Source organism: Achromobacter sp. GD03932, from assembly GCF_029839485.1.
Taxonomy (GTDB): domain Bacteria; phylum Pseudomonadota; class Gammaproteobacteria; order Burkholderiales; family Burkholderiaceae_B; genus Achromobacter; species Achromobacter bronchisepticus_A.
On the sequence record NZ_JAOCAT010000019.1, the window covers coordinates 66293 to 86728 of the forward strand.

16 protein-coding genes and 1 tRNA gene are annotated in these 20436 nt (G+C 65.9%); 10 read left to right on the top strand and 7 right to left on the bottom strand.

Annotated features, from left to right (window positions below):
- The first annotated feature begins 22 nt into the window (after positions 1-22).
- On the top strand, positions 23-1333 hold the full coding sequence (locus tag N5C88_RS18505; RefSeq protein ID WP_118931497.1) for an MFS transporter: 1311 nt from the start codon (positions 23-25) through the stop codon (positions 1331-1333).
- Between the two features lie 77 nt (positions 1334-1410).
- On the opposite strand, the gene N5C88_RS18510 is transcribed toward N5C88_RS18505, so the two are convergent.
- From N5C88_RS18510 to N5C88_RS18520, 3 genes are all read right to left on the bottom strand, one after another.
- Positions 1411-2610, bottom strand: coding sequence for an MFS transporter (locus tag N5C88_RS18510; protein WP_118931495.1), 1200 nt, complete (start codon positions 2608-2610; stop codon positions 1411-1413).
- A gap of 183 nt (positions 2611-2793) precedes the next feature.
- The gene (locus N5C88_RS18515; RefSeq protein ID WP_059373923.1) at positions 2794-3567 is read right to left on the bottom strand and encodes an IclR family transcriptional regulator; all 774 of its coding nucleotides are present in this window, start codon (positions 3565-3567) and stop codon (positions 2794-2796) included.
- On the bottom strand, positions 3557-4354 hold the full coding sequence (locus N5C88_RS18520) for an IclR family transcriptional regulator (RefSeq protein WP_118931585.1): 798 nt from the start codon (positions 4352-4354) through the stop codon (positions 3557-3559). The genes N5C88_RS18515 and N5C88_RS18520 overlap by 11 nt, the downstream gene beginning before the upstream one ends.
- Positions 4355-4529: 175 nt before the next feature.
- Between N5C88_RS18520 and N5C88_RS18525 the strand changes: the two genes are divergently transcribed.
- The 6 genes from N5C88_RS18525 to N5C88_RS18550 all read left to right on the top strand — a co-directional run bounded on the left by N5C88_RS18525 (position 4530) and on the right by N5C88_RS18550 (position 12069).
- Positions 4530-5696 carry an acyl-CoA dehydrogenase family protein gene (locus N5C88_RS18525; RefSeq protein WP_280015948.1) on the top strand — a complete coding sequence of 389 codons (1167 nt, stop codon included), beginning with the start codon at positions 4530-4532 and terminating at the stop codon, positions 5694-5696.
- A 62-nt stretch (positions 5697-5758) separates the two neighbouring features.
- Positions 5759-6742, top strand: a complete 984-nt coding sequence (locus N5C88_RS18530) for a tripartite tricarboxylate transporter substrate binding protein (RefSeq protein ID WP_118931493.1) — start codon at positions 5759-5761, stop codon at positions 6740-6742.
- Positions 6743-6760: 18 nt separating this feature from the next.
- Entirely contained in the window at positions 6761-7732 is a 972-nt protein-coding gene (locus tag N5C88_RS18535; RefSeq protein WP_251878898.1) for a tripartite tricarboxylate transporter substrate binding protein, read from the top strand.
- A 3-nt stretch (positions 7733-7735) separates the two neighbouring features.
- A complete protein-coding gene (locus N5C88_RS18540; protein WP_280015949.1) occupies positions 7736-8899 on the top strand; it encodes an acyl-CoA dehydrogenase family protein in 1164 nt (387 codons plus the stop codon).
- 18 nt (positions 8900-8917) lie between these two features.
- On the top strand, positions 8918-9913 hold the full coding sequence (locus N5C88_RS18545; protein WP_280015950.1) for an acryloyl-CoA reductase: 996 nt from the start codon (positions 8918-8920) through the stop codon (positions 9911-9913).
- 17 nt (positions 9914-9930) lie between these two features.
- The gene (locus tag N5C88_RS18550) at positions 9931-12069 is read left to right on the top strand and encodes an acetate--CoA ligase family protein (RefSeq protein ID WP_280015951.1); all 2139 of its coding nucleotides are present in this window, start codon (positions 9931-9933) and stop codon (positions 12067-12069) included.
- A 100-nt stretch (positions 12070-12169) separates the two neighbouring features.
- Here the strand turns inward: N5C88_RS18550 and N5C88_RS18555 are convergent, their stop codons facing one another.
- The 3 genes from N5C88_RS18555 to N5C88_RS18565 all read right to left on the bottom strand — a co-directional run bounded on the left by N5C88_RS18555 (position 12170) and on the right by N5C88_RS18565 (position 16076).
- Complete coding sequence (locus N5C88_RS18555; RefSeq protein ID WP_059373930.1) at positions 12170-12439, bottom strand: helix-turn-helix domain-containing protein; 270 nt, start codon at positions 12437-12439, stop codon at positions 12170-12172.
- A gap of 161 nt (positions 12440-12600) precedes the next feature.
- Positions 12601-14499 carry a molecular chaperone HtpG gene (htpG, locus tag N5C88_RS18560; protein ID WP_280015952.1) on the bottom strand — a complete coding sequence of 633 codons (1899 nt, stop codon included), beginning with the start codon at positions 14497-14499 and terminating at the stop codon, positions 12601-12603.
- A gap of 173 nt (positions 14500-14672) precedes the next feature.
- Positions 14673-16076, bottom strand: a complete 1404-nt coding sequence (locus N5C88_RS18565) for a DKNYY domain-containing protein (protein WP_280015953.1) — start codon at positions 16074-16076, stop codon at positions 14673-14675.
- Between the two features lie 181 nt (positions 16077-16257).
- Between N5C88_RS18565 and N5C88_RS18570 the strand changes: the two genes are divergently transcribed.
- The 3 genes from N5C88_RS18570 to N5C88_RS18580 all read left to right on the top strand — a co-directional run bounded on the left by N5C88_RS18570 (position 16258) and on the right by N5C88_RS18580 (position 18786).
- The gene (locus tag N5C88_RS18570) at positions 16258-17646 is read left to right on the top strand and encodes a uracil-xanthine permease family protein (RefSeq protein ID WP_059373933.1); all 1389 of its coding nucleotides are present in this window, start codon (positions 16258-16260) and stop codon (positions 17644-17646) included.
- Positions 17647-17815: 169 nt separating this feature from the next.
- A tRNA-Leu gene (locus tag N5C88_RS18575) sits at positions 17816-17900 on the top strand.
- A gap of 256 nt (positions 17901-18156) precedes the next feature.
- Entirely contained in the window at positions 18157-18786 is a 630-nt protein-coding gene (locus N5C88_RS18580) for an HAD family hydrolase (RefSeq protein WP_251878885.1), read from the top strand.
- Between the two features lie 338 nt (positions 18787-19124).
- Here N5C88_RS18580 and N5C88_RS18585 read toward each other — a convergent pair whose 3' ends face one another.
- Positions 19125-20420, bottom strand: coding sequence for a DUF6602 domain-containing protein (locus N5C88_RS18585; protein ID WP_251878883.1), 1296 nt, complete (start codon positions 20418-20420; stop codon positions 19125-19127).
- Positions 20421-20436: the final 16 nt, after the last annotated feature.

A 20436-nucleotide genomic window follows, 5' to 3' on the forward strand; every position in this document is an offset into this window, starting at 1 on the left:
AAAGAGAAAGAGGAGACATCCCTTGTCCACAGCCACCCACGCCGGCCTGCAGAGCGCCCAGCGCCCCACGCGCAGCCGGTATCTCATCATGGTGATGCTGTTCATCACCGTCGTCATCAACTACCTGGACCGCAGCAACCTGTCGATCGCAGCACCCGCGCTCAAGGACGAGTTCGGCCTGGACACCGTGCATGAGGGCCTGATCCTGTCGGCCTTCGGCTGGACCTACGCCGCCATGCAGATCCCCGGCGGCTGGCTGGTCGACCGCGTATCGCCGCGCCTGCTGTACGCAGCCGCGCTGATCCTGTGGTCGGCAGCCACGTTCTTCATGGGCTTTGCCGGCAGCTTCGTCATCCTGTTCGTGCTGCGCCTGGCCGTGGGCGCGCTGGAAGCGCCCGCTTATCCAATCAACAACCGCGTCGTCACCACCTGGTTCCCGGAACGCGAACGCGCCACCGCCATCGGCTTCTATACCTCGGGCCAGTTCGTCGGCCTGGCGTTCCTGACGCCGGTGCTGGCCTGGCTGCAGCACCACTATGGCTGGCACATGGTGTTCGTCAGCACCGGCCTCCTGGGCATTGTGTGGGGCGTGCTGTGGTTCATGATCTATCGCGAGCCGCGCCAGTTCAAGGGCGCGAACGCGGCGGAAATCGAGCTGATCCAGCAAGGCGGCGGCGTGGTCGACCTGGACCGCAGCGTCAAGGAAAAGAAGGCGCCGTTCAACTGGAACGACCTGGGCCTGGTCATGAGCAAGCGCAAGCTGTGGGGCGTGTACCTGGGCCAGTTCTGCCTGACGTCGACGCTGTGGTTCTTCCTGACCTGGTTCCCCACCTACCTGGTCAAGTACCGCGGCATGGACTTCATCAAGTCCGGCTTCCTGGCCTCGGTGCCGTTCCTGGCGGCCTTCGTCGGCGTGCTGTGCTCGGGCGTGCTGTCCGACTTCCTGATCCGCCGCGGCGCCACCGTCGGCCTGGCGCGCAAGCTGCCCATCATCCTGGGCCTCCTGATCTCCACGTCCATGATCGGTGCCAACTTCACCGATTCCACGCCCTGGGTGATCTTCTTCCTGGCCCTGGCCTTCTTCGGCAACGGCCTGGCATCGATCACCTGGTCGCTGGTGTCCACGCTGGCGCCGGTGCGCCTCTTGGGCCTGACCGGCGGCGTGTTCAACTTCGTCGGCAACCTGTCGTCGATCTGCACGCCCATCGTGATCGGCTTCCTGGTGACGAAGGACAGCTTCGCGCCTGCCATTGTGTACGTGTCGTCGCTGGCCTTGCTGGGCGCGCTGTCGTACATCCTGCTGGTGGGGAAGGTGGAGCGGATCGAGGCTTGAAACGCTGCGGTCCTCCGGCATGAAAAAGGGCGCCTGCATGCCACAGGCGCCCTTTTTGCTTGCTGCGCGTCGCGCGCTCAGCAGCCCTGCATCGCCACCTTGCGCTGGCGCTCGTTGCTTGCGCGCTGCCACAGCACCAGGCCCAGGCCGGCCGCGGCGATAACCGCGCCGGCTACAGGCACCGCGGCATAGCCCATGCCCGCCGAGATCACGCCCCCGCCCGCCGCCGCGCCTACCGCATTGCCCAGGTTGAAGGCGCCCACGTTCACCGACGAGGCCAGGCCCGGCGCATCGGTGGCGGCGCGCATTACCCGCATCTGCAGCGGCGGCACCACGGCGAACGTGCCGAAACCGAAGATCAGCAGCGCAATGGCTGCGCCGGTCTGCGTCGTGGCCAGCCACGGGAACGCCAGCAGGTCGGCGATGATCAGCACCAGGAAGGCGATCAGGCTGCCGTCCAGCGAACGGTCGGCAAAGCGCCCGCCCATCGTGTTGCCGAGGGTGAAGCCGACGCCGATCAGCACTAGCATTGCCGTGACGAAGTTGGGCGAAGCGCCCGTCAACTCCGCCAGGGTCGGCGCCACGTAGGTGTAGAGCGTGAACATCGCGCCCGCACCCAGCACCGTGGTCAGCAAGGCCACCAGCACCACCGGGCTCTTCAGCACGGCGAGTTCACGGCGGATGTCGGGACGGCGACCTGCCTCACCCGCCGGCAACGCGAACCATAGCGACAACATCGCGATCAGGCCCAGCACCGAGGTCGCGGCAAACGACATGCGCCAGCCGATGACCTGGCCCAGCCAGGTGGCTGCTGGCACCCCGCCGACGTTGGCGATGGTCAGCCCCAGGAACATGGTGGCCACGGCGCTGGCCTGCTTGTGGCGCGGCACCACGCTGGCCGCCACCAGCGAACCCAGGCCGAAGAACGCGCCATGGTTCAGACTGGTGACCAGGCGCGCGAGCAGCAGCGTCGTGTAGTTGGGCGACAGCGCGGACAGCACGTTGCCCACCGTGAAGATCGCCATCAGCACCAGCAAGGCGTTGCGGCGCGACCAGCGCGACAGGGCCAGCGTCATCAGCGGCGCGCCCACCATCACGCCGATGGCGTAGGCGCTGATCAGCATGCCGGCGCTGGGAATGGACACGTCCACCCCTTCGGCGATGACGGGCAACAGGCCCATGGGAGAAAACTCGGTCACGCCGATGCCGAAGGCACCGACGGCGAGCGCCAGCAATGGCAGGCCGGCCTTCACCGGCTGGGAGTCCTGGGGATTCATGTGGTTTCCTTGGGTTCGATTGCGCCGACCAGGGACCGGGCCGGCGCAAAGGGCCGGAGCGCGGGAAAACCCGATCGGAAGGCAGGCAGCCAGTATGCCGCCGTCATCCTTGCGGAAAAAGGCAGGAAACAGCGAAACACTTTTGACTTGGAGTCATGAATCCAGGAAACGGGCCGAGTCGTCTCAGGCCAGCCCGAGCAGCCTTTCCGTCTCGCGCGCCAGGGCGACCAGCCGCGGGCCGATGTCGGCTGCGCGCTCGCGGTAAGGCCCGTCCTGCGCCGGCACGCCGCAATTGAAGACGTACAGCAACGACTGATAGGGCCTGCCCAGCGGCGCGGCAAAGCCATAGGCGTCCGGCCGCCACTCCAGATTGTTGCCGCAATAGCCTTTGCGCTCCAGATCGCGGCGCGCAGCCGCCAGGCTAGGAAAGTGGACCTCGTAGTGCCGGGGATCCGCCACGCGCAGCTGGTTCAGGACGACCGCCCTCTCCTCATCCGACGCCCGCGCCAGCCACGCCTTGCCGGCGGCGCTGGACAGCAGCGGCAGCGACGCGCCTATGTCGGGCCGCGTCTGCAAGGCCTCGTTGGAGCGGGCGGTTTCCACGTACACCATCTGCAGGCGGTCGCGCACCACCAGCGACACGGCGCCGCGCGCGTGGTCGGCCAGCTGCTTCATCAGCGGCCGCGCCAACTGTCGGATCTGCATGCTGGCCAGCAAAGGATAGCTCAGCGCCAGGACCGAGGCACCCAGCCGGTAGCGCGCGGGCTCGCCTACGCTCTGCAGAAAACCCAGCTCCACCAGCGTGTGAGTCAGGCGCGCCACGGCACTGCGGGACAACCCGGTCTGCTGCGCGAAGTCCTTGTTGGCCAGCACCGGCCGGTCGGCGCGAAAGCACGCCAGGATGTCGATGCCGCGCGCCAGCGTGGTGGTGAATTCGCGATCCTGGTCATGCGTCATGCTGGCGCTCCAGCATTTTTTCCACGCGCGCCACCAGCGTCAGCAGGCGCGGCGCGATGCGGCCGCGCAAGTCGCCCGGCCGCAACCGCGTCACGGGTACGCCGCAGTTGAACACCAGCGCCTGGCCGTCGACGGGGGTGCGCATGGGTACCGCCACCGCATGCACGTCGGAATGCCAATCGCCCTGCCCCACGCAATAGCCGTGTTCGGCGTAGTCGCGCTGAGCCTGATCCCAGTCCGGCGCGTGGCGCCGCCAGATGGCGGGATCCTGGCGCCGCAACGCCGCCAGCAAGGGCTCCGCCTCGTCCGCCGGCGCCTGCGCCAGCCAGGCCCGTCCCATGGCCGAAGGCAGCAGCGGCAGCAAGGCGCCGATATCCGGCCGGAACGACACGGCGTCGTGTCCGCGGCAGGTTTCCACGTACACCATGTTCAGGCCGTGATGCATGCCCAGCGAGGCCGAGCCGCCCGCCGCGTCCGCCAGGCGCTTCATCAGCGGGCGCGCCAACTGGCGAACCTTGATGCTGGCCAGAAGCGGATAGCTCAGCGACAGCACCGCCGTGCCAAGCCGGTACCGCCGCAAGCCCCCGTCGTAACGCAGCAAGCCGCGCTGCATCAGTGTGGTGGTCAGGCGTGAAATCGTGGCCTTGGACAGACCGGTGCGGTCCGCCAGCTCGCGGTTGCTGAGCGCGGGTTCGCCATGCCGGAACGCCTGCAGCACCGACAAGCCGTGCGCCAGCGTGGTGGCGAAGGCGGGGTCGGCATGGCGCTCGCCGGGGCGGGTGGTCATGGTGGAGGTCCTGGGCGCGGAATGCGCGGTCTATCCCTGCCGATCATAGAGCAGCGACGGCTCGCCATGCATTCAAGATATCGAAACACTTGTCTCAAATCCCTTGGCCTTTTGCTAGCCTGGATTCAACACGGCGCGGCACGCATCAGCGCCCATGATGAAACGGAGACTAGCCATGATCAGGGACCCCGACGGATTCCCGCAATTCCTAGCATCGCTGCGCCGCTACGTGCGAGAGCAACTGGCGCCGCGCGAAGCCGAGGTCGCCCGCCTGGACGAGGTGCCGCAGGACCTGGTCGCCAGCATGGCCGCGCAGGGGCTGTTCGGGTACTCCATTCCCGAGGAATACGGCGGCGCGGGCATGACGACCGAGGAGCTGATCCTGGCCGCCATGGAACTGTCGCAATGCTCGGTGGCGTTTCGCGCCCGGGTCGGAACCAATACCGGCATCGGCTCCGAGGCGCTGGTGGCCGACGGCACCGACGCGCAGAAGGCCCGCTACCTGCCGCGGCTGGCCTCCGGGGAACTGACCGGCTGCTTCGCCCTGACCGAGCCGCAAGCGGGTTCCGACGCCACGGCCCTGCGCACCACGGCCGTGCGCGACGGCGACCACTACGTGCTGAACGGCGAGAAGTGCTTCATCACCAATGCGCCGCTGGCGGGCCTGTTCACCGTCATGGCGCGCACCGATCCCGATGCGCCTGGCGCCAAGGGCATCACCGCCTTCATCGTGGAGCGCGGCACGCCGGGCCTGTCCACCGGCCAGCCCTACGACAAGATGGGCCAGGCCGGATCGCCCGTGTCCGCCGTGCATTTCGAGGACTGCCGCGTGCCGGCCGACTGCATCATCGGCGGCCAGGAAGGCGTGGGCTTCAAGACCGCGATGAAGGTCCTGAACAAACAACGCATCCATCTGGCCGCGCTGTGCATCGGCCCGGCGATCCGCATGCTGGACGACACGCTGCGCTTCGTGGCCGAGCGCCAGCAGTTCGGCAAGCCGTTGATGGACTTTCAGCTGATCCAGGCCATGCTGGCCGACTGCCAGACCGAGATCCAGGCCGCCCGCGCCCTGGTGCTGCAAACCGCCCGCGAGCGCGATGCCGGCGCCGACGTGACGCTGAACGCCTCGATCTGCAAGTATTTCGCGTCCGAGATGTGCGGCCGCGTGGCGGACCGTTGCGTGCAGATGCATGGCGGCTACGGCTACATCGCCGATCACGGCATAGAACGCTTCTACCGCGACGTGCGCCTGTTCCGCCTGTACGAGGGCACCAGCCAGATCCATCAATTGAACATCGCCCGCCATACGCTGAGCCAGGCGGGCTACACGCCCGGCCGCTAGGGCAATACAGGGACCGCAGCCGCAAGAAGCCGGCGGCCCGCCAACCAAAGGAGACTTCCATCATGCTGCACAAGCACCTGCCGAAGTGGATCGGCGCCATGGCCGCCGCCTTCGCCTGCGCGGCGCTGCCGCCGCAAGCCGCGGCCGCCTATCCCGACAAGCCCGTGAGGCTGATCGTGCCGTTCGCCCCCGGCGGCTCGACCGACATCCTGGGCCGCCTGCTGGCCGAAGCGCTGCATCCCATCCTGGGCCAACCCGTCATCGTCGAGAACAAACCCGGCGCCGGCGGCAACATCGGCGGCGACTTCGTGGCCCGCGCCGCGCCCGACGGCTACACGCTGCTGTTGGCGGCGGCCGGACCCACCGTCATCAATCCCAGCCTGTACGCCAACATGCCGTTCAATCCGGCCAAGGACCTGGCGCCCATCACATGCCTGGAGCGCGAACACAATCTGATGGTGGTGACCAAATCCATGCCGGTGAAGACGCTGCAGGAATTCCTGCAGTACGCGCGCAACAACCCCGGCAAGCTGTCCTTTGGCTCTCCCGGCAACGGTTCGCCGGCGCAGCTGGCTGGCGAACTGCTCAAGCAGCAGACCGGCATCCAGGCCGAGCACGTGCCCTACAAAGGCACCGGCCCCGCCGTCACCGACCTGGTGGCCGGCCACATCGATTTCATGATCGACAACATGCCGGCGCTGCTGCCGCAGGTAAAAGCCGGCGGCCTGCGCGCGCTGGCGGTGCCCAGCGACCAGCGCGCCACCGCGGCGCCCGACATCCCCACCTTCGATGAAGCTGGGCAGAAGGGCTTTGTGGTGATGGCCTGGAAGGGGTTGATGGCGCCTGCCGGCACCGATCCGGCGGTGATCGAACGGCTGCACGCAGCGGTGGTCAAGGCGCTGCAGGACCCGCAGCTGCGCACCCGCTTCCAGGAGCTGGGCGCGGAACCGCTGGCCAGCACGCCGGCCGAGTTCGCCAAGCAGATCGCGGACGAAACCGCCTGGTGGGGCAAGCTGGTGCAGTCCACCGGCACCCGCATCCAGTAGGCCCGCCGGGAGACCGCCATGCAAATCCTGATCCGAACGCTGCGCGCGCTGTGCGCCGTCGCCCTGCTGGGCGCGGCCGGGGCGGCACAGGCCGCCGCCTATCCCGACAAGCCGATACGCCTGATCGTGCCCTACGCGGCCGGCGGCGGCACCGACACCGCGGCGCGCATGATCGCCCGCAAGCTGGCCCCCTTGCTGGGCCAGCCCGTGGTGGTGGAAAACAAGCCCGGCGGCGCGACGCAGATCGGCACCGCCTTGGTCGCCAGCGCCGCGCCCGACGGCTACACCCTGCTGATGGGCACCGCCAATCTGGCGACCAACAGCGTGCTGTACGCCAAGCTGCCCTACGACGTGAAGAAGAACCTGACGCCCGTGGTCTGGGCGACGGACGTACCGGTCTACCTGCTGCTGCCCGCCGCCAGCCCCATACGCAGCCTGGAAGACTTGAAGCGCGCCGCCGCGCAGCAGCAGGGCCTGACATTCGCCACCGCGGGAACGGGCAGCATCCCCCATCTGGCGGGCGAGCAGTTCGCCCACCAGACCGGCATCGCGCTACGGCACATCCCCTACAAGGGCAGCAGCGAAGCCGCCACCGCGCTGGTCGGCGGCCAGGTCCAGATGAGCTTCGACAACCTGCCGCCGGTGTATGCGCAGGTCAAGGCCGGGCGTCTGCGCGCGGTCGCCATCGCCTCGCAAACGCGCAATCCCGAGCTGCCCGACGTGCCCACGCTGGCTGAACTGGGCGTGCCGTTGTCGGCCTCGTCCTGGTGGGGCGTGATGGCGCCCGCCGGTACGCCCAAGGACGTGATCGCCCTGCTGAACCGGCAGATCAACGCCGTGCTGGCCGATCCGGAAGTGCGCAGCTACTTCAACGGGCTGGGCATGCAAGCCACCGGCGGCACGGCCGAAGCGTTCGGCCGGCACATCGCCGACGAAACCGACAGATGGCGCGCCGTGGTCAAGCAGGCCGGCGTCAAGATCGAGGAATAAACCATGCAGTCCAAGCAAGAACGCAACGGCGGCGACGCCCTGCAAGACGTATGCGCGCGCGTGCGCCGCTTCGTCGACGAGGTGGCGATACCCGCCGAGTCCCCCGCCATTGCCCGCGACGTGGCCGCGCTGGATCGCTGCGTCGCCCAACTGCGCATACAGGCTCGCGAGGCCGGCCTGTATGCGCCGCAGCTGCCGCGGGAATGGGGCGGGCTGGGACTGGGCTGGCGCGCCCTGGCCCAGGTGCTGGAAGAAGCGGGGCGCGGCTTCCTTGGACCCGCGGCGCTGAACTGCGCCGCGCCCGACCAGCCCAACATGCTGACGCTGCTGCGCCTGGGCAACTCCGCCCAGCAGGAACGCTTCCTCGCGCCGCTGGTGCGCGGCGAACAGCGAGCCTGCTTCGCCATGACCGAGCCCGCGCCCGGCGCCGGTTCCGATCCGTCCATGCTGCGCACCCGCGCCGAACGGCGCGGCGCGCGTTGGGTGCTGAACGGCCACAAGCAATTCATCAGCGGCGGCGTGGGCGCGGATTTCGCGCTGGTGCTGGCGCGCACCGATACCGGCGCCACGCTGTTCCTGGTGCCGGCGGACACGCCGGGCTACCAGGTGGTGCGCGACATCGGCATGGTGACGGGCTACCAGATCGGCGGCCACGCCGAGATCCTGCTGCGGGACTGCGAGGTCGGCGATGAAGCCGTACTGGGCGAACCCGGCCGCGGCCTGGAGTATGCGCAGCTGCGGCTGGAGCCTGCCCGGCTGTCCCATTGCATGCGCTACATCGGCCGCGCCCGTCGCGCGCTGGAGACGGCGCAGGCCTATGTGATGCAGCGCGAATCCTTCGGCTCACGCCTGGCCGATCTGCAGCAGATCCAGGCAATGGTCGCGGACTCCCACATCGACCTGCACGCCAGCCGCCTCATGACGCTGGATTGCGCAACCCGCATGGACGAGGGCCTGTCGGTGAAGCAGCACAGCGCCATGGCCAAGGTCTTCGTGTCCGAGGCGGTGAACCGCGTGGCCGACCGCGCCGTGCAGATGATGGGCGCATCGGGCCTGTCGGACGACACGCCCGTGTCCATGGTCTGGCAGGAGATGCGCCCCTTCCGCATCTACGACGGCGCCAACGAACTGCACCGCGCCACGCTGGCGCGCCGGCTGCTGGCCTGAGCCCTCAAGGAGACGAACATGGAAAACCTCGAATTCCAGGCCTACCGCCTACATGCGGGCGCAGCGGGCCAGCCCCCGCAAGGCCGCTACGAAACCTTGTCCGCGGACCAGCTGTCCGCGGGCGACACGCTCATCAAGGTGGCCTATGCGGGCCTGAACTACAAGGACGCGCTGGCCCAGGCCGGACGCGGCGGCATCATCCGCGAGTATCCGCGTATCGGCGGCATCGATCTCTCGGGCACCGTGGTGCATTCCGCCGACCCGGCGCTCGCGCCCGGCCAGGAGGTCGTGGTGCACGGCTTCGGCATCGGCGTGGACTGCGACGGCGGCTACGCCGAGTATGCGCGGGTGCGCCATGACTGGGTGCTGCCGCTGCCCCCAGGCATCGGGTTGCGCGACGCCGCCGTGCTGGGCGCGGCGGGCTACACGGCCGCGCTTTCGCTGCACTGGATGGAACATTGCGGACTGACGCCGGAACAAGGCGAGGTGCTGGTCACCGGCGCCACCGGCGGCGTTGCCGGCGTCGCCATCGACATCCTGAGCCAGCGCGGTTATCGCGTCTGCGCCATGTCCGGCAAGCCGGCTGCGGCGGACTATCTGCGCTCGTTGGGCGCGCAGGAGGTGATCGCTCCGCCCGACCTGTCGGCCGGCATCAAGCCGCTCATGAGCGCGCGCTGGGCGGGCGTGGTCGACTCCGTGGGCGGCCCGCTACTGGCCCACGCGTTGGCCAGCCTGAAGCCGGACGGCGTGGCCGCCGCCTTCGGCAACGCCGGCGGCGCGGAACTGCCCACCACCGTCATCCCTTTCATCCTGCGCGGCGTCAAGCTGCTGGGCATCAACGCCAACAGCCCCATGCCGCTGCGGCGCCAGGTATGGAACAAGCTCGCCGCCGAGTATCGCCCCGCGCATCTGGACCTGATCGCGCGCGTCATCGAACCCCGCGAGCTGCCGCTAGCCCTGGCCGCCATGCTCGAACGCGGCAGCACGGGCCGCAGCGTCGTGCGCTACTCCTGACTCTTCATCGCCACATCATGACTGACTCCTCCCTGTCCCGCCTCTTCAATCCGCAAGGCATCGCCATCGTCGGCGCCTCGACGACGCCCGGCAAGATCGGCGCAATGCCGGTCAGGTTGCTGCTCCAGCACGGTTACGGCGGCCGCATCATTCCCGTCAACCCGCGCGCGGACGCCATCGCCGGCCTACCGGCCCTGCCCGGCCTGGACGCGCTGGACGCGGACGTGGACCTGGCCATCCTGGCCGTGCCTGCCGCCCATGCCGCGCAGGCGCTGGAACGCGCCCGGCCCGGCCAGGTAGGCGCCGCCGTGGTGTTCACCTCGGGTTTTTCCGAGACCGGCGCGCAAGGGACCGCGCAACAGGAACGGCTCTGCGCCATCGCGCGCGAGCGGGGCATCCGCCTGCTGGGACCGAATTGCCTGGGCTTCATGAACGTGCGGCGCAATGTCTACGCGACGTTCTCGCCCGCCCCCGCCAACGGCATCGTCGCCGCAGGCGGCATCGGCATGGTGTCGCAGAGCGGCGCATTCGGCGCTTATGCCTACAGCATGGCGCGCGAGCGCGGCCTGGGCCTGTCGCACTGGATCAGCACCGGCAACGAGGCCGACATCGACGTGGCCGATTGCATCGAATGGCTGGCTTGCGACGCCGATACCCGCGTCATCATGGCCTACATGGAAGGCTGCCGCGACGGCGCCAAGCTGCGCCGCGCCCTGGCCGCGGCGCGCGCGGCGGGCAAACCCGTGGTCGTCACCAAGATCGGCCGCACCCAGGCTGGCGCGCAAGCCGCCGCCTCGCATACGGCAGCGCTGGCCGGCGACGACGCCGTGTACGACGCGCTGTTCCGCCAGTATGGCGCCCTGCGCGCGCGCACCATCGAGGAATTCTTCAACCTGGGCTATGCGCTGGACACCTGGAAACGGCCGCCGCAGGGCCGCCGGCTGGGGATCTTCACCATCTCCGGCGGCGTGGGCGCGCTGATGGCCGACGAAGCCGAGGACACCGGCCTGGCGCTGCCCGAACCCGCCGCCGAAGCTCAAGCCCGCCTGCTGGAGCGCGTGCCCTTCGCCAGCGGCCGCAATCCCGTCGACGTCACCGGCCAGGCCGTGTCCGAACCCGGACTGCTGCTGGCCACCGCCGACGATATGCTGGCCGATGGACGCTACGACGCGCTGGCCGTCTTCCTGGCCGCTGCTGGATCCTCCGAAGCCTTGTGGCCTACCTTCGAGGCTTTCGCAAGGCAGATGCAGGCCCGCCATCCGGACGTGCCGCTGGCCATCAGCGCACTGTTTCCGCCCGCGCGCCGCCGCGAGCTGGAACAGCTGGGCTGCCTGGTGTTCACTGATCCCAGCGCCGCCATCCGCACGATAGGCGCGGTGGCCGGGCTGGCTGCTCATACGGGTAGCGACGTTGCTGACGATGCTCCCACGATGCCCGCGGCGCACACACCGCCATTGCTGGACGCCTACAACGAAGTCCAGGCCATGGCGCTGCTGCGCCAGGCCGGCTTGCCGGCCTCGCCCTGCACGCTGGCCGCCGACGTGGACGCGGCAGTGCGCGCCGTCGCCGAGCTGGCTGCTACGAACGGCGACGCCGCTCCCGTCGTGCTCAAGGTGGTATCGCCCGACATCACGCACAAGAGCGACGTAGGCGGCGTGAAGCTCAACATCCGCGGTGAAGCCGCCGGGCGGCAGGCCTATGCCGACATCATGGCCGCCGTGCGCCAGCACCGGCCCGACGCCCGCATCGACGGCGTGCTCGTCGCGCCCATGGCGCCCAAGGGCGTGGAATGCATCGCCGGCGTGCATTGCGACCCGGTGTTCGGCCCGGTCGTCATGTTCGGATTGGGCGGCGTCTTCGTCGAAGTGCTCAAGGATGTGAGCTTCCGCCTGGCCCCCTTCGGTCGCGAGGAAGCCCTGGCGATGATCCGCGAAATCAAGGGCTACGCGCTGCTGCAAGGCGCGCGTGGCGCGCCTCCTTGCGACGTCGACGCGCTGGCCGACGCGCTGGCGGCGCTATCCCGCTTCGCCCACGCGCGGCGCGCGGACTTCAGTTCGGTGGAGATCAATCCCTTACTGGCTTTACCTGAGGGTAAGGGGGTGGTGGCGCTGGATGCTGTAGTGATACGCGGCGAGGGGGCCGCGCAGACGGTCTAGCCGATGGGGCCGCGGACGGCTACGAAGCGCAACGGCCGCTCGTCGAACAAGCGGCCGACCTTGCGGTCCGCGTGATAGATGTCCAGCACATCGGCGACGGTCATGGCAGACTCGGGCGCTTGGGCGCTACCTGCACTTCCAGGCCCAGCAGATCCAACATGTCCAGCACCTTCTGCAATTGCAGCGTGGGCTTCCCGCGCTCCAGATCCACCACATAGCGGTTGCCGGTGCCGGACAGGCCAGCCAGATCCGCTTGCAGCAAGCCCTGCGAGCGCCGGACGGCCTTCACCAATTCGCCCAATTCGGTCGATGTGCGAATCGTTACGCCGGCCCCGCCTGCGAGCGCGGCAGGAACATCGTTCGAGGCCATGCCTATCCCCAAAATTACCGAACGGGAATAATTTTTTCAACCCAAGCTTTTTTTTGTACGAAATTACCGAGCGGTAATTTTTAAGCCACTGCTTGTGAAGCGTCTCCCAGACGAAAAAAAGGCGCCAGAGGCGCCTTTCCTTCTTCAAACGGATGCGCTGCTTACTTCAGCAGCAACGCATTCAAGCGCTTCACGAACGCGGCCGGGTCGGCGATCTGCGCGCCTTCGGCCAGCAGCGCCTGATCCAGCAGCAAACGCGCCCACTGGTCGAACTCGCCGTCTTCGGCGGCGCGGATGCGGGCCAGCAGCGGGTGCTCGGGGTTGATTTCCAGCACCGGCTTGACGTTGGGCGCTTCCTGGCCGGCGGCCTTGAGCATGCGCAGCAGATGCGGGCTGAGTTCGTTCTGGCCCACCACCACGCAAGCCGGCGAGTCCACCAGGCGCAGCGTCACGCGCACTTCCTTGACCTGGTCTTCCAGCGTCTTCTGCAGGCGCTCGACCAGCGGCTTGAAGTCCTCGGCCACTTCGGCCTGGTGCTTCTTTTCTTCCTCGTCGGCCAGCTTGGCCAGGTCCAGGCCGCCCTTGGCCACCGACACCAGCGACTTGCCGTCGAATTCACGCAGGTAGGACAACATCCATTCGTCCACGCGATCCGACAGCAGCAGGACTTCGATGCCCTTCTTGCGGAAGATTTCCAGATGCGGGCTGTTGCTGGCCGCGGCGAAGGTATCCGCCGTGACGTAGTAGATCTTGTCCTGGCCTTCCTTCATGCGCGACACGTAGTCGGCGAACGACACGGTCTGGGCCTGGTCGCCCGTGTGGGTCGAGGCAAAGCGCATCAGCTTGGCGATGCGTTCCAGGTTGGCGTGGTCTTCGCCCGCGCCTTCCTTCAGCACCTGGCCGAACTCGGACCAGAACGTGGCGTAGTCTTCCGGCTTGTTCTCCGCCATGTCTTCCAGCAGCGACAGGATGCGCTTGGCCGAACCCTCGCGGATGGCGCGCACGTCGCGGCTTTCCTGCAGGATCTCACGCGACACGTTCAGCGGCAGGTCGGCCGAATCGATCACGCCGCGCACAAAGCGCAGGTACGAAGGCAGCAGCTGATCGGCGTCGTCCATGATGAAGACGCGCTTGACGTACAGCTTCACGCCGCGGCGGCCGTCGCGGTCCCACAGGTCCATGGGCGCGTGCTTGGGCACGTACAGCAGCTGCGTGTATTCGCTGCGGCCTTCGACGCGGTTGTGGGTCCAGGCCAGCGGGTCGTCGTAGTCGTGCGACACCGTCTTGTAGAACTCGCGGTACTGGTCTTCAGTCACGTCCGACTTGCTGCGGGCCCACAGCGCATTGGCCTGGTTCACCGTTTCCAGTTCTTCGGTCTTGATCTGCTCGCCCTTTTCCTGGTCCCACTCTTCCTTGGCCATGCGGATGGGCAGGGAGATGTGGTCCGAGTAGCGGCGCAGGATCTCGCGCAGCTTCCAGCCGTTGAGCAATTCGTCTTCGTCGGCGCGCAGGTGCAGCGTGACGTCCGTGCCGCGCGTGGCCTTCTCGGCAGCGGCGATGGTGAATTCGCCCTGGCCGTCGGATTCCCACTGGATCGCGTCCGTGGCGCCGGCGCGGCGGCTGACCACCGTGACCTTGTCGGCCACGATGAACGAGGAATAGAAGCCCACGCCGAACTGGCCGATCAGCTGCGCGTCCTTCTGCTTGTCGCCGGTCAGCTGCGAGAAGAATTCCCGCGTGCCGGAGCGCGCGATCGTACCCAGGTTGGCCACCGCTTCTTCGCGCGACAGGCCGATGCCGTTGTCGGAGATGGTGATGGTGCGGGCAGCCTTGTCGTAGCTGACCGTGATGGCCAGTTCGCCATTGCCTTCCAGCAGCTCGGGCCGGTCGATGGCCTCGAAGCGCAGCTTGTCGCAGGCGTCCGATGCGTTCGACACCAGCTCGCGCAGGAAGATTTCCTTGTTGCTGTACAGCGAATGGATCATCAGGTGCAGCAGCTGCTTCACCTCTGCCTGGAACCCCAGGGTTTCGGACGTGGAAGGCGTGGCGGTTTGGCTCATAGTTCTACGTGGCTAGGTAAAAAATTAGGGACGGTTATTGGCTGCCGGGACTTCTGGCCCGCGCGGCCGCCGGGAAACCCTACTGATGTGGGGGCCAATGGCGCATTTTCAAGGGCGGGCAGGAAAACCCCGGCCGGCCCCAACCTCCCATTTTGGGGAGTGGCGGCGGCGCCTCAGAAAATGGAGAACACCTTCCGATAACGTGTCCTGGCTTCCAGCACGGTTTCATACTGCGGCACCGCCAGCTTGCCGGCCCGGACCAGCTTGCGGATGTCGGCAGTCGTGATCTGCCGAGTTTCTTGCGAGCGCAGCAGGAAATCCGCCGCGTCGCGGTCCATGATCTGATAGATCGAATGGAAAATCAGCTGCGAGGGTCCAAGCTCGTCGAGGTAATAGAGTTTCTCGCCCTTCTGCCAGACCGTGCCGAAGTTGTGATAAACCACGCCGCGCTTGATCCATTCCCCAGCCGGCGCATCCGTCAGCTGATTGACCAGCGTGGAACGGGACACCAGCCCGCCGCCCCCGCCCCGCGAGTTGCGAGCCCAAACTTCCTGCGCCTGCAGGAACAACGTCTGTTTGCCGTCCGTGTACACGTATGGCGACAGCTCGGTGAAGGATCCCGAAGCGAAGGGGTCGTCCCCCGCCCGTTCCACCTGCCGCGTCTGCGTGTTGTAGAAAAAGATGCCGTTCTTGCTGCGGAACAGCGCCTGGTACACATGCCGGCCGTGCTCGTTCAGCAGGCGGTACGGCGCATGCGCCGCGTCGAAGGGCTGCGCGCCCACGTACACCATGCCGTCGCGCGGATCTTGTAGATAGGGCTGGCGGTACAGGTCGCCCACCATGAAGGTATACAGCGCGGGATCATCCGACAGCGGCAGCAACTGCTCGTGGAAATAGACGCGGCGGCCGTCGGCGAAAAAATCGTCGCTGGAACGGACATCGCCATCCCTGCCCGCGGGCAGGCGGCGCAACGAAGCCGGCGCCGCCTGCGGCATTTCGCGGCCCCGGTAGTACACGCGCACATCGTCAGTGGCCAGCTCGCGGTCCAGCAGCGGCCGGTAGGGCCGGACGCTGGCCGGCAGGACGACGAACGGATACAGGTAGGTCTGCGGCTTGGGGCCGGCGTCCGCCTGGTACTGGATCTTCTGCCAGAACTCGTCCAGCATGCCCAGCTTTTCGTTGCGCACGCTGTGCATCGAACAGAAAACCGTGACCGCGCCATCGCTGAAATAGCTGTTGCCCAGGTAGCGCGCGGACGCGGGCTTCATGTCCGGCAAGACCTGGTTGCCGCAATACACGTGGCGCTGGTCCCTGGCCGCCTGCCTGCCGTCGAAAGCCCCGGTATCGAAGGCCGTGAAACTGGCTGGATCGGCGTCGTCCATGCGGTAGTAGCCGTTGCTGGGGACGGCGGCGTAAACGCCGCCCTGATAGTTCTTATAGATGCTGTTGCCGTAGGACTGTCCACGGTCGACGGCCGCGAAGTCGTCGCCGTCCATCAACCAGAACAACAGGAACATCGGCAGCGCGGCGATGATCAGGACCAGCGAGATCACGGCCCATTTGGCGCGTTTTTGCATGGAGTGGCGGGGCTGACCTGCCGTTGATTGGCGACCAGGGATTCTAACCAGCGGCCGCAATCCCGGCCCGGGTCTGCGGCGCATCTGCGCCCCCTCCCGGTCCGTCCCCGGACGGCGCGAGGCCTTCCCCGCTAAAATCCCGCACTTTCCCCCCTACCCATCCCTGGCCGGCCCATCCGCCATGCAACCCGCCTCCCTGACCCAACCCGCCCCCCACGGCTCATCCGACGCCGACCCCAGCCCTGACCTGGTCTACGGCCCCGACGACCGCCCCGCGCCTCCCGTGGCCTTCGTCGCCGCCCTGCAGCACCTGCTGGCCATCCTGGTTCCCATCGTCACCCCCGGCCTGCTGATCTGCCAGGCCCTGGGCGTGAGCTCCCGCGACACCACCCTGATCGTGTCCATGTCGCTGGTCATCTCCGGCATTGCCACCTACGTCCAGTGCAAGCGTTTCGGCCCCCTGGGCGCCGGCCTGCTGATCGTGCAGGGCACCAGCTTCAACTTCGTCGGCCCGCTGATCGCGGGCGGCTCGGTCATGGTCAAGCAAGGCACCCCGGTCGAAGCCGTCATGGCCGCGATTTTCGGCGTCGTCATCGCGGGCTCCTTCGTCGAAATGGGCATCAGCCGCATCCTGCCCTTCGTCAAGCGCCTGATCACGCCGCTGGTCACCGGCATCGTCGTGCTGCTCATCGGCCTGACCCTGATCAAGGTCGGCCTCATCAGCATGGGCGGCGGCTATAGCGCCATGGGCAACGGCACCTTCGCCAGCGCCGAGAACCTGACCCTGTCGGGCCTGGTCCTGGGCACCATCATCCTGCTGAACCGCGTGCCAGTCGTGTGGGTGCGCAGCACCGCCCTGGTACTGGCGCTGGCCGTGGGCTACATCGCCGCCGCCTACATGGGCCGCCTGGACTTCACCGGCGCCCGCGAAGCCGCCCTGTTCCAGATCCCCACGCCGCTGCACTTCGGCCTGGGCTTCTCGTGGGCGCTGTTCGTGCCCATGCTGATCATCTACCTGGTCACGTCCCTGGAAGCCATCGGCGACGTCACCGCCACCAGCAAGGTCTCCAAGCAGCCCGTCGAAGGCCCGCTGTGGATGCAACGCATCAAGGGCGGCGTCCTGGTCAACGGCGCGAATTCGCTCCTGGCCGGCGTCTTCAACACCTTCCCCAGTTCGGTCTTCGCGCAGAACAACGGCGTGATCCAGCTGACCGGCATCGCCAGCCGCCACGTCGGCGTGTGGATCGCCGGCATGCTGATCCTGCTGGGCCTGTTCCCGGCCGTGGCCGGCATCCTGCAGGCCGTGCCCGAGCCCGTCCTGGGCGGCGCCGCCATGGTCATGTTCGGCGCGGTCGCCGCGTCCGGCATCAACATCCTGGCCGGCATCCACCTGGACCGCCGCGCCCTGCTGATCATCGCCGTGTCCCTGGCGCTGGGCCTGGGCGTGTCGCAAGTGCCGGAAATCCTGTCGCACCTGCCCCATGCCGTAAAGAGCGTGCTGGAGTCGGGCGTGGCTACTGGCGGCATCTGCGCGCTGGTGATGAACTGGTTCCTGCCTGAAAAAAAGTAAGGCAGCGGATTCCTCGGAAAGCCAGTCCCTACCTGCCCCTGTGTGCGGAGGGACTGGCCCCTGTCAGATGGCTGGATCCAGGGCCGCCTGACAATTTTTCCCAGACCGCATATAATCGCCGTCTTCGCTTCTCCCGCGACCGTCATCTGGACGTGTCCGCGACCTCCTAGCCCGGGTGGTGAAATTGGTAGACGCAGGGGACTCAAAATCCCCCGCCGCAAGGCGTGCCGGTTCGATTCCGGCCCCGGGCACCAGAATTCAAAAAGCCGTTGACGTTTACCGTCAACGGCTTTTTTCATGGCAGATTGCCGCACGCGGCGCTTCGCACATATTCATTTCGACGCTCCGCGCGCAACGGGCGCTCTCGAATGCGTGCAACGTATACACCCCAAGCTAGCGGACAATATCGGGACTTGGACCAAATTGCGGCCGATAGAATTTCCTCGCAACAAGGTTGGTTCCGTCCCCCGACCGCGCGGTGCAAGCCTACTCTGACAAGCTGGAGGTTCGATGGCAATCAAGGCCGTAGCATTCGACGTTTTTGGAACATTGGTCCGCATAGAACGGCCCACCCGCCCGTTCCGCAAGCTGGTCCGCCTGCTGCATGAGGCGGGCCGCCGGCGCCAGAGCGACGACGGCATCCGGGCGATGAGCAATGCGATGGACCTGAGACAGACAGCTCGCTTGTTCGGCGGTATGGTCAGCGAAGAGAACTTGCGCTCTCTGGAAGCCGAACTACATGAGGAAATCCAATCCATCACGCTATTCGCTGATGCAGCCCCGACTCTGGCCGCCTTGAAAGACCAAGAAATCAAAATAGCGCTTTGCTCCAACCTCGCTGCGCCATACGGACCTCCGGTATTGGACTTGCTACCCATCCAACCGGACTTTTGCGCCTGGTCATACGAAGCCGGCGCCGTGAAGCCACAGCCTGAGATCTACCAATACCTCTGCGATGGTATTGCGTGCCAGCCCGAAGAGATACTCATGATCGGCGACACCATTGAAGCAGATATGCTCGGGCCTCGGAAATTTGGCATGCATGGGTACCACTTGGACAGGCACGCGACGGCGACGAATTCAACTGAATCGGTGGACTCGCTGAATGACGTGCTCACGATATTGTCTGCTCGCTATTGAAGGGTTTGCCCGCGATAGACAGGAAAAGCAGGTTCCAAGATGGAATTCAGGACTCGCCGATGGCTCTTCTGCTGAATATTGGAGTTATGTGCGCAGCTTCAATCGTAAACATCTGCCGGTTATTTCTTGGGGCTTTGACTATCCAGTCCGACAGAAGCCAGATACCGGAAAAAATCGACACCTAGTGTCCTTGCCGCGCTACTCCAAAAAAATGGTTCCCGGCTACAAGGTAAGGTAGTGAAATCGTAGTCTGACACCTTTTATCCGCAAACAAAAATTCCCATCCGCGGCCACAACACCTTTACGCAGTTTCTTGGGGAAGGCAGTCCGTTCGACTACTAGAGAATGGTCATGTAGTAGGGATCGAGACCGTGCTCTTCACACCAAATCCTCAAACGCTCACCTGTGAAGTCAACGTAGCCAGTTCCGTCGGGGAACGATGCAATCAGAGCATGGCCAGACACTAGCTGAAGGACACTGCCCCGTTTGCTAAAGCCACTGGTCCCGATGAGTTCTGCGACAGGCCCGTCAAGTCCGGAGGAGTGCTTCTTGCCGATGTATTGAGCAAAGGAGTCATCTAGCTCGAGTTCGCCGCCATGCGCGCCGAGCATCTCTGCCACGGTGACCGCGGCGGCGCTGAGCTTCGAAGGTGCCCAAGCCGTGATAGCAGGACGTTTCAGTTGCTTGGTTGAGTATGACTGTCCCCTCACTTCAAACGCGGGCAAATCATCCTTGATAGTGCCCCGTGCGACGAGCAACTCTCGGAGGTTCTCCTGGTCGAGGTCGGCCCCGAAAGGCATGCGGACGTCGCAAAAATGCGAGATCTTTGTCCACAGGAATTCAAGCAAGGTCCTGGCGACATTGCGGGTTGCTGACGCCAGCAGCACCCACTCCCCATTCGACCGAAAAACGAGATATGGACGTCCAGTACATTTCACGACGCTGAACTGACCTGCCGTGATCAAGGAAGGCAAAAGTTCTGGCGTAGCGTTGCTACCCCTTCCGGCGTGCGATTCAACCACGTCCAAAATTGCTTCTCTTAGGCCGCGCTCAGTGGCGTACCCGTCAAAGCCGAGCAGCACGGTCACTGGGGCAAAGAGTTGGCGCGAGAGTGTCACGAAGAACAGCCGATCGGAATGGGGGAGTGCATCTAGCTCCTTAGCGGAGCGTGGCGCCGCTCGACCGGTCACTTTCTCATAAGAAGACCTCGCGGCGGCGAAGTCGAAGTCTTCATCAGCGTCAAGCCGAGCGATGAACTTTTTAAGGAAGAGCCTTTGGACTGCCGCTAAATGAGCAATTCCGTCCGTCAAGTCGGCTTTCCCAAGGGTCTTCTTCACTTCCAGGACACATAGAACCTGCTCGATAGGATAGATGTATTGGTCAGTCAATCCGTACTGCTGACCGTCACCACAAACGAGCATGCCGTCTATCTGATTAGGGATTCCATCAATGAAACCGGAGACTACACGTAGATCCAGTTCGGGCGGCAGGACAAATTCTTTTTCGATGCCCGCATTAGCTATCGCCTCGTAAGCGCTCCCGAGCGTGGGCATGTGCGGCATGTCGATCAACTTAACCTTCGTTCTCTCGGCTAAAACGAAGGATTCAAGTAGTTCTGCGGCATTTTTGATCATGCTAGAAATTAAGAGA